General features: G+C 63.1%; 10 protein-coding genes and 1 riboswitch. Of the genes, 4 read left to right on the forward strand and 6 right to left on the reverse strand.

What is annotated here, in order from left to right:
- Positions 1 to 226: 226 nt before the first annotated feature.
- Positions 227 to 337, forward strand: a riboswitch (glycine riboswitch).
- A 250-nt stretch (positions 338 to 587) separates the two neighbouring features.
- Positions 588 to 1964, forward strand: a complete 1377-nt coding sequence (locus PG887_RS12820) for an alanine/glycine:cation symporter family protein (protein ID WP_045523510.1) — start codon at positions 588 to 590, stop codon at positions 1962 to 1964.
- A 201-nt stretch (positions 1965 to 2165) separates the two neighbouring features.
- Here the strand turns inward: PG887_RS12820 and PG887_RS12825 are convergent, their stop codons facing one another.
- The gene (locus PG887_RS12825) at positions 2166 to 2879 is read right to left on the reverse strand and encodes a lipoyl protein ligase domain-containing protein (RefSeq protein WP_270821880.1); all 714 of its coding nucleotides are present in this window, start codon (positions 2877 to 2879) and stop codon (positions 2166 to 2168) included.
- 100 nt (positions 2880 to 2979) lie between these two features.
- On the reverse strand, positions 2980 to 4377 hold the full coding sequence (locus PG887_RS12830) for a nucleobase:cation symporter-2 family protein (protein WP_102948784.1): 1398 nt from the start codon (positions 4375 to 4377) through the stop codon (positions 2980 to 2982).
- 243 nt (positions 4378 to 4620) lie between these two features.
- Here PG887_RS12830 and PG887_RS12835 point away from each other — a divergent pair, with 243 nt between their 5' ends.
- Positions 4621 to 5760 (forward strand): GGDEF domain-containing protein, encoded by a 1140-nt coding sequence (locus PG887_RS12835; protein WP_010673494.1) that lies wholly within the window; start codon positions 4621 to 4623, stop codon positions 5758 to 5760.
- Positions 5761 to 5790: 30 nt separating this feature from the next.
- Here the strand turns inward: PG887_RS12835 and PG887_RS12840 are convergent, their stop codons facing one another.
- On the reverse strand, positions 5791 to 6039 hold the full coding sequence (locus PG887_RS12840) for a YciN family protein (protein ID WP_010673495.1): 249 nt from the start codon (positions 6037 to 6039) through the stop codon (positions 5791 to 5793).
- Between the two features lie 151 nt (positions 6040 to 6190).
- The gene (locus PG887_RS12845; RefSeq protein WP_270821883.1) at positions 6191 to 7570 is read right to left on the reverse strand and encodes an MATE family efflux transporter; all 1380 of its coding nucleotides are present in this window, start codon (positions 7568 to 7570) and stop codon (positions 6191 to 6193) included.
- Positions 7571 to 7690: 120 nt separating this feature from the next.
- Between PG887_RS12845 and PG887_RS12850 the strand changes: the two genes are divergently transcribed.
- Both PG887_RS12850 and PG887_RS12855 read left to right on the forward strand, forming a co-directional pair.
- Complete coding sequence (locus PG887_RS12850; protein ID WP_270821885.1) at positions 7691 to 8548, forward strand: helix-turn-helix transcriptional regulator; 858 nt, start codon at positions 7691 to 7693, stop codon at positions 8546 to 8548.
- A gap of 55 nt (positions 8549 to 8603) precedes the next feature.
- On the forward strand, positions 8604 to 10298 hold the full coding sequence (locus tag PG887_RS12855) for an NAD-dependent malic enzyme (protein WP_039039301.1): 1695 nt from the start codon (positions 8604 to 8606) through the stop codon (positions 10296 to 10298).
- 74 nt (positions 10299 to 10372) lie between these two features.
- On the opposite strand, the gene PG887_RS12860 is transcribed toward PG887_RS12855, so the two are convergent.
- Both PG887_RS12860 and ompA read right to left on the reverse strand, forming a co-directional pair.
- Positions 10373 to 11431, reverse strand: a complete 1059-nt coding sequence (locus PG887_RS12860; protein WP_048208140.1) for an OmpA family protein — start codon at positions 11429 to 11431, stop codon at positions 10373 to 10375.
- 219 nt (positions 11432 to 11650) lie between these two features.
- Positions 11651 to 12652, reverse strand: a complete 1002-nt coding sequence (ompA, locus tag PG887_RS12865) for a porin OmpA (protein WP_039039303.1) — start codon at positions 12650 to 12652, stop codon at positions 11651 to 11653.
- Positions 12653 to 12930: the final 278 nt, after the last annotated feature.

Raw genomic sequence — 12930 nt, forward strand, 5'->3', positions numbered from 1 at the left:
AAGCTGTTGATAGTTAACGAACTAATAACATCAGGCCCGGGGGTTGAGGCCAGGTAAAAAGGGGGCGCCGGGGCCAGGGAGTGCGAGACAGCTCACATTTTTTGGATTACCATGCCCGCTTCCTGATCCAAACTAGTTCGGATGAAGGTAGCAGGAGAGCGATGGGCAACCATCCACCGAAGAAGTGAATCTTTCAGGTACCGGGCAACCGGTGTGGACTGCTACTGGACGATACTCTGGAGAGACCCGTTGAATCGGGCGCCGAAGGAGCAAGGCACCGTGATTGCATCGCAATCTGGCGCCGGAAACTCTCAGGCAAAAGGACAGAGGGGATGGGATGGTTGTACCTGAGCTTGAAACTGTTCACGGTCTGTCACGAGAGGTCGTCAGCAAGGTAAAGAGCAGCGCAGGAACCGGAGTGTATGTAAATACATGAGGCTTTCGAGCAGCGCATGAGCCTTGATCACGGCCTCGCAGCAAGAGTGTGAACACGTTTTTGGCCCGCATCCGATCGCCTCTGGCCGATCGCGATACCTATGGGAAGATCATCCTTCTCCTCCTTAATCGTTGTTTTTTAAGGAGGATGCATGTCATCAATTCAATCGGCGCTCGCCGCCATCGATAGCTTTATCTGGGGTCCCCCCCTGCTGATCCTGCTGGTCGGGACCGGTATCTATCTCACCTGGCGATTGGGTCTGCTTCAGATCGTGCGTTTGCCGCTGGCCCTCAAGCTGGTCTTTGGCCGCGATCAGGGGCAGGGCAAGCAAGGGGATGTCTCCAGCTTTGGTGCCCTGTGCACCGCCCTCTCCGCCACCATCGGCACCGGCAACATCGTCGGGGTCGCCACCGCCATCAAGCTCGGCGGCCCGGGCGCCCTGTTCTGGATGTGGATGGCCGCCCTGTTCGGCATGGCCACCAAGTACGCCGAGTGCCTGCTGGCGGTGAAATATCGCCAGCAGGACGCCAACGGCCAGATGGCAGGTGGCCCCATGTACTATCTGGAGAAGGGGCTCGGCTCCAGGCCGCTCGCCAAGCTGTTTGCCCTGTTCGGCATCGGCGTCGCCTTTTTCGGCATCGGTACCTTCCCCCAGGTCAACGCCATCAGTGATGCCATGAGCCTCTCCTTCTCGGTACCCCGTGAAGTGACCGCCGTGGTGCTGACCCTGATCGTGGCGCTGGTGACCCTGGGGGGTATCCAGTCTATCTCCAGTGTGTCGAGCAAGGTGGTGCCCTTCATGGCCATCTTCTACATCGTCGCCTGTGCCGGGGTGCTGGTGAACAATGCAGGCGCCCTGCCCGATGCGGTCATGCTGGTGATCGGGAGCGCCTTCACCGGCCATGCGGCCACCGGCGGTTTCGTCGGCGCCGGCATCATGCTGGCGATCCAGTCCGGGGTGGCGCGCGGGGTCTTCTCCAACGAGTCGGGGCTGGGTTCGGCCCCCATCGCGGCGGCGGCGGCCAAGACCGATTCCTGCGTGGAGCAGGGGCTGGTCTCCATGACCGGTACCTTCATCGACACCATCATCATCTGCACCATGACCGGCCTGACGCTGGTGGTGACCGGGGTGTGGAGCGGCGATGCAAGCGGTGCGGCCATGACCAGTCTGGCCTTTGCCCAGGGGCTGGATGCCCATGTGGGTCAGTATCTGGTGAGCATCGGCCTCCTGTTCTTCGCCTTTACCACCATCCTTGGCTGGAACTACTACGGCGAGCGCTGCACCGAGTACCTGTTCGGGGTGAAGGCGATCAAACCCTACCGCCTCATCTATCTGGTGCTGGTGGCGAGCGGTGCCTTCCTCCATCTGGACCTGATCTGGCTCTTGGCCGACATCGTCAACGGCCTGATGGCGGTGCCCAACCTCATCGGTCTCATCGGCCTGCGTCACGTGGTGATTGCCGAGACCCGTGCCTACTTCAGTCGGGACCGGGATACGGAATCCGAGCCCGAGCCGCAGACGGCCTGATGAGAAGCGGGCCTGCGGGGTGCCCTGTCGCCGGGCCCCTGTCCATGGCGTCAACCGGGATCCGGGCTGGGATGGCAAAACCCGGGGCTTGATCCCGGATCCTCTGACAATATCTGTGCGAAATACGCAAAAGCCACGACGCTCATCGTGGCTTTTTTGCATTTTACGCAATGAATGGCAGCGCTTGTTGCCCCCAGGGGGTCAGGGGGAGGGAATATCTCCGGTGAGCCGCTGCGCCAGCGCCCTGCTCACCCGGCTCACCAGGGCCGCCTCATCCCCCTGCCAGCCAATGGCGTGGGCCAGGGTGGTGGAGGTGCCCCGAGCAAAGCGCAGCTCGCCCCCGGCCAGTTCGTAGAAGCGGCTCGCCATCCGGGTGCCCTCGTCCACATCCCCCGCCACCAGCAGCATGGCCTGGGCCAGCACGGCGCCGTCGTGATCCCGGCCCGGCGCCAGCCAGCGCTGGGCGGTGCCGGTCACCTTGCGCCCCCCGATCACCAGGTTGTACTGGCCGTCGCAAAACGAGCCGGGCACGAAGTCGTAGCTGCCCGCAAGACCGTGTTCCTCCAGCAGGGCGAGCAGGGGCGCCCCCAGCAGCCGGTAGTAATGGGCCAGATCCGTGGTGGTGCGGGGCAGCATGAGGGAGAGGTTGAGGATGCCGGCGCCGTGGGGCACGGCGGTGCCGCCGCTGTCGCGCACGAACACCGGCCAGCCCTCGGCGGCAAGCTGCTCGCAGGCGGCCTGGTAGCGGGGCAAACGGGTGTCCTTGCGGGTGACGATGAGGCATTGGGGGCCCTGCCAGAGGAGGGCTCTGGGCTCGCCGTCACCGGCGCACTCCCGCAGCCAGCGCTGCTCCTCGGCCAGGATCTGGTCGGGTGTCTGGTGGGCGGGCGGCGGGGGCAGCAGGGTATAAGGCATGAGAGGCATCCTTTGGCAGAGGCTGCCAAGCACAGTACGCGCGGGGGCAAACAAGGTAAAGCCCCGCATGGCGGGGCTTTGGTGCAAGGATGGCGGAGTGTCAGGCCTGTGCGGCGGCGCGCCTGGGCAGCAGCAGATTGAGCAGGATGGCGGTGAGGCCGCCGGTGGCGACGCCGTAGGAGAGCACGCTCCTGGCCAGCTCCGGCAGGTGTTGCAGCACCTCGGGCACCTGGGCCACTCCGAGGCCCATGGCGAGCGACACCGCCAGGATCATCAGGGCGCGGCGGTCCAGCTCCTCCCGGGAGATGATGCGCACCCCGGCGGCGGCGATGGTGCCGAACATGACGATGGTGGCGCCGCCGAGCACGGGTTCAGGTATTTGTTGCACCAGGCTCGCCACCGCCGGGAACAGGCCGAGCAGGGCCAGCATGGCGGCGATGAAGAGGCCGACATGGCGGCTGGCCACCCCGGTCAGCTGGATGACGCCGTTGTTCTGGGCGAAGGTGGACATGGGGAAGGTGGAGAAGACCGCCGCCAGCATGGAGTTGGCGCCGTCGGCCAGCACGCCCCCCTTGATCCGCGCCATGTAGACCGGCCCTTCCAGCGGCTCGCCGGAGATGTCGGAGGTGGCGGTCATGTCGCCGATGGCTTCCAGCGCCGTCACCACGAAGATGATGGCGAGCGGCACGAACAGCTGCCAGTCAAAGCCGAGCCCGTAGTGGAGCGGAACAGGCACCATCACCAGGGGGCCGTCGAAGGTGGGGGCTGCCACCTTGCCCAGCAGCAGCGCCACCGCATAGCCCGCCAGCATGGCGATCATGATGGCGGAGAGGCGCAGCCAGGGGTTGCGACTGCGCTGCATCAGCACGATGAGGCCGAGCACCAGCAGGGAGAGAAAGAGGTTGGTGTGGCTGGCGAAGCTGCCGTCCGCCAGCGCGCCATAGCCGCCCCCCATGCTGATGAGCCCTACCTTGATGAGGGTCAGGCCGATGAGCAATACCACGATGCCGGTCACCAGCGGGGTGATGATCCGTTTGACCAGGTGCAGGAAGCGGCTCATGACGACGATGGTGAGGGCCGCTGCCAGCATGGTGCCGAACAGGGTGCCCAGCAGATCGTCGGTGGGCATGGCCGCCTGCTTGAGGGCGAGGCCGGAGGCGATGATGGGGCCGAGGAAGTTGAAGCTGGTGCCCTGTACCGAGAGCAGGCCGGAACCGAGGGGGCCGAAACGGCGGGTCTGGATGAAGGAGGCGATGCCGGACATGACCAGGGACATGGAGACGATGTAGCGGGTGTCGTCGGCGGGGAGGCCGAGGGCATTGGCGATGATGAGGGGCGGGGTGATGATGGCGACAAACATGGCGAGCATATGCTGCAGGGCGGCGAACAGGGTCTGGGGCAGGGGGGGGACATCCTCGATGCCGTAGACCAGTTCGCTGTGGGCTCGCCTGGGGGGATGGGCCTCTCGGATGGCGCTTGGGGCGGCAGCCTGTTCCATAAATACCTCGAATGTGTGGGGGGAGGGGAGAAAATTGGGCGCTATTTTAGTGATTGGCATCGCGCTTTCCAGCGCTAATTGAGCGCAAACTCGTTTATTTCCTGATGGGTTGAAACGTTTTCCTGTGGCGATTAAGATCCGCCGGTTTGTGTGAGACCGATCCCTCACAAAGGGGAGGGAGGCTGATGCATCAGGATGGGGACGGTGTAGAATGAGCCCTCGGTTCGAAGATGGAGACTCTGGATGCTGAAGCTGTCGGAGTTCTGGAGTGCCCGCGCCCACTCCGAAGATTTTACCCTGACCCGGATGGGCTTCATGACGGTGCGGCTGCGGCTGCTCACCTGTCTGCTGATGGCGGGGCTCCCGAGCTGGGCTCTGGTGGACTGGCTGACCCTGCCAGCCATCCAGTTCGAGGCGCTGTTCCAAGTCAGGATCTTCTGCCTGCTGGCCCTCTCGCCCCTCATCCCCCTCTCCTATCTCATCCACTTCAAGCGCGAGCGCATGAAGCTGGCGCTGGGCTACCTGATGGCGGTGATGATGCTCTTCTCCCTCATCTGCCTGCACAGCTTCGGCGCGGATCAGGAGATGCAGGCGGGCTACATGGCCTTCCCCTATCTGCTCATCAGCCTGTTCGCCATCTTCCCCATTCCCCTCTCCCTCAGCCTGCAACTGGCGGGGGGCATTCTGGCCACCATGCTGGCGGGCAACTGGTTGCTGGTGGGCCAGCCTCTTTGGAGCGTGCAGACCCTCAACCAGGTCTGGCTGCTGGGGCTCTTTGCCATCGCCAGCGCCTGGGTGCAGTGCGGCCAGCTCAACATGCTGCTGCAACTCTATCGGGAATCCACCACGGACGAGCTGACCGGCATGATGAACCGCCGCCTGCTGATGAAGCAGCTCGAGAAGGCGAGGGCCGCCATGATCCGCAAACAGGCTCCCTTCGCGGTGCTGCTGCTGGATCTGGACCGCTTCAAGCGCATCAACGACACCTTCGGCCATCTGGCGGGGGATGCGGTGCTCAAGGAGGTGGCGGCCACCCTGTCGGAACAACTGGAGCCCGGCATGGTGCTCGGGCGTTACGGCGGGGAGGAGTTTGCCATCCTGTTGCCCGGTTGCACGGATCTGGCACAAGCCAAGCGGGTGGCGGAGCGGCTGCGGGTCGCGGTGGAAGCGAGGTTGGTGAAAAGCCCCACCTCCGACGAGCTGCTGGAGGTGACGGTGAGCATCGGTCTGACCCTGGCCCAGCGTGGCGAGGGGGTGGAGGATCTGCTCAACCGGGCGGACGAGTGCCTCTACATGGCCAAGATGGCGGGTCGCAACTGCGTGGTGGCCGAGGCCGGCAAACCCGCTGGCGATGCAGGGCGCACAAAAACGGATGCCGCCTGAGGGCGGCATCCGGTGATGACGGGGCTGGCGTCAGGCCAGGGTGTATTTGCCGGAGAGCTGCTGGGCCAGCAGCTTGAACATGTTGAACACCGCCATGGTCTTGCCGGTCGGGGTGCCGTCCTCTGCCAGGAAGAACTCCCCCTTGAACACCAGAATGTCCCCCTTCTGCTCCACCGAGTCGGCGCGCATGCCGTGGATGAAGTCCTCGTGTTCACGAATGATCTTGTTGGCCATCTCCAGCAGGGCAGTCTCGGTGATCCGCTCTTTTTGTGGTTGCATGCTCGTCTCCTTAAACGACTACTGGGCAGGGGCACAAGGGTCGGCATGGCCGGCGCACCCCGCCTCTGATTGAAGAGGGGGCCAGCATACTGCAAAGCGGGATTTTCTGTCATTGATATGACCCCGCATTTTCCCGCTTTGCGCTCTTCCCTTATCCCAGCACCAGATTGCGCAGCCAGCGCCGCTGGCGAATGCGGCGCTGCACCAGCAGCACCTTGGAGAGCTCCTCCAGCAGGACCACCGCCACCACCCAGGAGAGGGGCCAGCCCAGCAGGCTGACCGCCACCCAGGCCAGCGGCAGGCCGATGCACCACATGCCGACGATGTCGATGAAGATGCTGTAGTTGACGTCCCCCCCCGAGCGCAGCACCCCGACGATCCCCACCATGTTGAACACCTTGAGCAGCATGCCCAGACACAGGATGGCGAGCACCTGGCCGGCCTCAGTCATCAGCTCGCCCGGCAGGTTGCCGACCCATTGCAGCAGGCTGCCCTGCATCAGCCAGACGGCGGTCCCCACCAGCAGGGCGCCGACGGGGGCCAGCAGCAGGAAGAGCTGGGAGTGCTGCCAGGCCTCGTCATACTCCTCTGCCCCGAGCCGGTGGCCGAGCAGGGTGGAGCAGGCCACCGCCAGCCCGAAGAAGAGGGAGATGAGGATGCTCTCCAGCGTGCCGAGGGTGGTCATGATGGCCAGGGCGTCGGTGCCGAGGTGCGCGTAGAGGAAGCCGTAGAGCAGCATGCCGAAGGCCCAGAGCCCGTCGTGCAGCAACAGCGGCAGGGCGATCAGGGTGAAGCGCACCACCTCCTTGCGCCTGAAGGCGGCGAGCCAGTCTTGCTTGCGCGGGATGAGACGGGGCTCTGCACGCCACACATAGGCAAGCAGCAGCGCGGTCTGCAGCAGGCGCGAAAGGGTGGTGCCCCAGGCGGAGCCGGCTACTCCCATGGCCTCGGCGCCGAAATGGCCGAAGATGAGGGCATAGTTGAGGATGACGTTGGCGATGATGGCGATGATACCGATGCGGATCGGCGCCGCGGCATTGCCCACCGAGCGCAGGGCCGACTCCAGGGGCACCACCACGGCGGTGCAGAGGATGGTGGCGCCGGTGATCATCAGGAACTCGTCGGCCAGCTCGCGCAGCGCGGGCTCCTGGCTGGCAAAGCCGAGCACGCTGCCCGGTGAGAGCACATAGACGAGGGCAAAGGGCAGGCTCACCGCCAGGGCGCCCACCAGGGCCAGGGCCAGGGAGCGGCGCACCCCGGCCATCTCGCCACGGCCGAAATATTGTGCCGCCAACACCGAGACCCCGCCCGAGAGCCCCGCTATCACCAGCAGATTGAAGAAGAAGACCCGGTTGCCCAAGCCGACCGCCGCCACAGCCGTGGTGCCGAGCTGGCTCACCATCATGATGTCGATGAGGCCGAGCAGGGAGAACATCATGGATTGCAGCGAAACCGGCAGGGCCAGTCGCCACAGTCGCGTCATGAACTCGCGATCGGTGGTTTGTTTTAAAATCGCTTGCCAATAATTCATTTATGTTAACCTGGTTGGTGAAAATCAGGGTTTGTCGTGGGTATGATAGGGGTGATATCGGGAGGCTTCACTGTGATCCCCTCTCGGCTTTCTTGTGCAAAAATATCCTGTTGAGGTGCTATGCCATTTACCAACGAGTGTCTGGAAATCGCCCCGGCCTGCGAAGAGCGGATGCTGGGACGCGAAGGGCTGCCCCTGCTTGGGGAGGCGGGCGTCTTCCTGACCGGTCTCTCGACGATACGGGAGCACTACCTTATCCGCCGCAACCGACCGGAGTTTCACATCCTGATGGTGAGCCATGACGAGGGGGGCGCCCTGCTCACCGATGGCGGGGAGCAGCCTATCCCGGCGGGAGCCCTGGTCTTTCTCCCGGCCGCCGTACCGGGGGGCCTCAGGCTGGTGGGGGAAGCCTGGCATACCAGCTGGATCCTGCTGGACGACGTGCCTCGCTGGCAGCATCTGCACCGGCTTGGCCATCGCATCTGGCAGGGGGAGGAGGGGGAGCAGCTCTACCATCTGCTCAGCCTGATGCAGGGGGAGGGAATACGTTCGCCACTCCAGCCCCAGCTGCTGAGCCTGCTGCTGGCGCTCTTGGAGCGAACCCTGCAGGGGGAGGTGCGCGGCACGCCGGAGCTGCGGCTGCAGGCGCTGTTTCGGCGGGTGGAGGCACGTCTGGACGAGCCCTGGAGCGTGGCCCTGTTGGCCGACCAGATGGCCTGCTCGGTGCCCCATCTGCACCGGCTCTGCCAGCAGGTGTTCGGCATGGGCCCCATGGCTTGGCTCACCGGGCTTCGCATGAACAAGGCGCGCCAGTTGCTGCTCTACACCAACTGGCCGCTGGCCGAGCTGGCGGCCCGGGTCGGATACAGCGACGGCGCCAACTTTGCCAACCGTTTTCGCCGCCTGACGGGTCAGACTCCGGGGGCCTTTCGTCGACTGGGTCGCAAACCTTTCGCAAGGGAGGTGCAAACCCTTTGAAATTGTTGGCTCAAGCCCATAGGATCGACGGGCTACACAGTCAAGGTACAGATCCATGTTTGAAGATAATAATCAGAAACGTCCCCTCTACATTCCCTACGCAGGTCCAGCCCTGCTGGAGACGCCGTTGCTCAACAAGGGCAGCGCCTTCACCAGCGAAGAACGCAGCAGCTTCAATCTGGAGGGTCTGCTGCCCCAGAACATCGAAACCATCGAAGAGCAGGCAGAGCGTGCCTATCGCCAGTTCATGGCGTTTGGCAACGACATGGACAAGCACATCTATTTGCGCAACATCCAGGATACCAACGAAACGTTGTTCTACCGCCTGCTGAACAACCACCTCACCGAAATGCTGCCGGTCATCTACACCCCGACGGTCGGCAAGGCGTGCGAGGAGTTCTCCAACATCTATCGTCGTGCTCGCGGCCTCTTCATCTCCTATCCGGACAAGGACAGGATCGATGACATGCTGCAAAACGCCACCAAGCAGAACGTCAAGGTGATCGTGGTCACCGATGGCGAACGCATCCTGGGCCTCGGGGATCAGGGCATCGGCGGCATGGGCATTCCCATCGGCAAGCTCTCCCTCTACACCGCCTGTGGCGGCATCTCCCCGGCCTACTGCCTGCCGGTGGTGCTGGACGTGGGCACCAACAACCAGCAGTTGCTGAACGACCCCTTCTACATGGGGTGGCGCCATCCGCGCATCTCCGGCGAAGAGTACGACGAGTTCGTCGATGCCTTCATCCAGGCGGTCAAGCGCCGCTGGCCGGACATCCTGCTGCAGTTCGAGGATTTCGCCCAGGGCAATGCCACCCCACTGCTCAACCGCTACAAGGATGAGCTGTGCTGCTTCAACGATGACATTCAGGGGACCGCCGCGGTGACCCTGGGCAGCCTCATCGCCGCCTGCAAGGCCTCCGGTGCCAAGCTCTCCGAGAAGCGGGTCGCCTTCCTCGGGGCGGGCAGTGCCGGGTGTGGCATCGCCGAGCAGATCGTGGCGCAGATGAAGGCCGAAGGGCTGACCGACGCCGAGGCGCGGGGCCGGGTCTTCATGGTGGACCGATTCGGTCTCATCACCGACAAGATCCCCAACCAGCTCGACTTCCAGCGCAAGCTCTCCCAGCCGGTCGAGCGGATCAAGGAGTGGCCGGTGGGGGACAACATCTCCCTGCTGGAGGTGATGGAGCACGGTCGCCCGGACATCCTGATCGGGGTCTCCGGCCAGCCCGGCCTCTTCACCGAAGAGGTGGTCAAGACCATGCACAAGCACTGTGCCCGTCCCATCATCTTCCCGCTCTCCAACCCCACTTCCCGGGTGGAAGCCACCCCGGCGGATCTCATTCGCTGGACCGACGGCCAGGTGCTGGTCGCCACCGGCAGCCCGTTCGCACCGGTGGAGTACAAGGGCAAGCGCTACGTCATCGCCCAGTGCAACAACTCCTTCATCTTCCCGGGGATCGGCCTTGGGGTGATCGCCTCCGGTGCCAACCGGGTGACCGATGCCATGCTGATGTCGGCCAGCCGTGCCCTGGCGGATTGTTCACCCCTGGTGAAGGGGGAAGAGGGCTCCTTGCTGCCGGATCTGGCGGACATCCATCAGGTCTCCCGCTACATCGCCAAGATGGTGGCCAAGACCGCCATGTTGCAGGGCAAGGCGGTGCAGACCCCCGATGATGTGATCGATCAGGCCATCGAGGCGAACTTCTGGCGCCCCGAGTACCGCCGCTATCGTCGTACTTCCTTCTGATCCCAAGGGGACAGACACGCAGAAGGGATGCCTCGGCATCCCTTTTTTGTGCACGGCTGTGAAGGAAGAGGAGGTTATTGTGCCGGTTGCTCGGCGGGGGCGGGCTCGGCGGGATTGCTGACACCGGTGACCCGGATTTCGACCCGGCGATCCGGGGCCAGGCAGTCGATGAGGGCAGCCCTGGCTTTGATGGCATCACACTGGGTGCCGGTGACCGGGTTGCTCTCGCCATTGCCCTGGATGCTCACCTTGTCTGCGGGCAGCCCCTTGCCAATCAGGAAGTTGGCGACCGTGCTTGCACGGGCCTCCGACAGTGCCTGGTTGTTGGCATCCGAGCCGATGCGGTCGGTGTAGCCCATCACCATGGCGTTGCCATCCTTGGGTTTGACGTCGACGATCTGCTGGTAGAGGGCGTCGAGTGCCTGCATCCCCTCCGGTTTGAGCTCCGCCTTGCCAAAGGCAAACAGCACATCCGAACTCAGGTTGAAGGTCTGATCCACCGGCTCGGGAGCCGGGGGCGGCGGTGCCACGACCAGAGGCGCGGCCACCGGCACTGCGGCGACGGTGCGATTGGGGTGAAGCACCAGCTCGATGGTGGCGGTACTGATGTCGCTGACCCAGCGTTTGGTGCCGCTGCCCACCTTGTCGTTGTCAGGATCGTCCCCGACTCGCACCATGTAGCGGTAGCGGGTCTGGATGTCTACCCAGTCGCTCAGTCTGGCGGTCAGTCCCAGACCCGCCAGGGGAGCCAGGTTGTCATCTCCCCCGTTGACGGAGTCGACGTGATAGAGATAACCACCCCCTTCGGCAAAGACAGAGAAGATGTCCCCCAGGGGCAAACGGCCAATGACCGACAGGGTGGCCCCCTTGCTGTTGAAGTCCTGGCCGGCAATATCCCAGTCACCGGTGGAGAGGTAGCCGAGCTCTGCCCCCAGATTCTCGTTGTAGTTGTAGCCGACAAAGGCGTTGATGGCGGTTGCGTCCTTGCCGACGTCCTGGCTGAAATCATCGATGTCATGGGCAAAGGCCCAGCCACCCCCAGCCCCCACATACCAGTCGTGAACAGGTGCCGCCTGGGCGGCACTCGTCGCCAATGCCAATGCAATCCACACAGGTTTCAGTCTTATGTTCATCGCGTATCCTCGTCGATGTTGGGTGTTATAGGGCTCCCAGCCCTTTGCTATGTATAGCCAACATTATGTATAGGCGATGTGAGCGCATTAACCATTTAAGTGACGCATCTGTATGGAAAATCGGTGAGACAGGCAGGTGGGCTGCCCGCGCTGGCGGTGCCGTTCGGGCATTAAAAAAGGGGCCGGAATGGCCCCTTTTTTTAACAGGTGGTTGTCCCCTTATTGCTGCACTTCCTGTACGCCGGTGACGCGCACTTCGACGCGGCGATCCGGTGCCAGGCAGGCGATCAGCTGAGCCTTGGCCTTGATGCCGTCACACTGGGTGCCGGTGACCGGGTTGGCTTCACCACGACCTTCGATGGAAACCTTGCCAGCCGGCAGACCCTTGCCAACCAGGAAGTCGGCCACGGTGCGGGCACGGGCTTCAGACAGCTTCAGGTTGTAGGCATCGGAGCCGATGCGGTCGGTGTAACCCACCACCACGGCGCTGCCATCTTTCGGCTGGACGTCGACGATCTGCTGATACAGGGTGTTGAGCGCAGCAGCCCCTTCCGGCTTCAGGGTGGATTTGCCGAAGGCAAACAGCACGTCCGAACTCAGGGAGAAGTTCTTGTCGACCATGACGGGCTCGGGAACCGGCTCGGGAGCCGGTGCCGGGGCCGGTGCCACATAGGTGGTGCGGTTCGGGTGCATCACCAGTTCCAGGGTGGCGACGCTCATGTCGGTTTTCCAGGTTTTCTGATCGTCACCCAGATCCCACATGTAGCGGTAGCGGGCCTGCAGGTCGATAAGGTCGGAGAGCTTGGCAGTCAGACCCAGACCCGCCAGCGGCGAGGTCCCGTTGTCGCTCTGGCCATTGCCGTTGACGTGGTTGAAATAGGCACCCCCTTCGGCGAAGACGGAGAAGATGTCATTCATGGGCAGGCGTGCGATACCGGACAGGGTGGCACCCTGGGTTTTGAAGTCGACGCCATCGACGCCAGCCTTGCCGGCATAGAGATAGCCGAGCTCGGCGGCAAAGTTCTCGGTGAAGTTGTAACCGCCGAACAGGGAGAGCGCGGTGGCGTCCTTGTCAGCATCCTGGCCGAAGGTATCCAGGTCGTGGCCATAGGCCCAACCTGCACCCATACCCGTGTACCAGTCGTCGGCCGCTTGAGCGGTGGTGGTTCCCATTGCTGCAATGGCCAGAGCAATCAGGGTTGGTGCCATTTTCATTTTCATCGTTTTATCCTCGTTGAGTTGCCGTGCTATGGGCGTACTGCGCACTCTTTGTTATACCGGTCGCAGATGACACTTCATGTGCGACACCGTGAGCGGATCACGGACGGCTTGAATAAAAAATGGATGGAAACCTGGATTCTCATGAAGCTGTTTCTCCATGGACAACTAACCGGGCACTGAGCACTTTTAATAGTTCATCCAATGTCTTACAAGCGTTGCTACTGTATTCTTTTGAATCAGCGTGATCAAGTTTCTGCACAGATATGCAGCGCCGACAC

This window comes from Aeromonas sp. QDB14, assembly GCF_027707845.1.
Taxonomy (GTDB): Bacteria; Pseudomonadota; Gammaproteobacteria; order Enterobacterales; family Aeromonadaceae; genus Aeromonas; species Aeromonas caviae.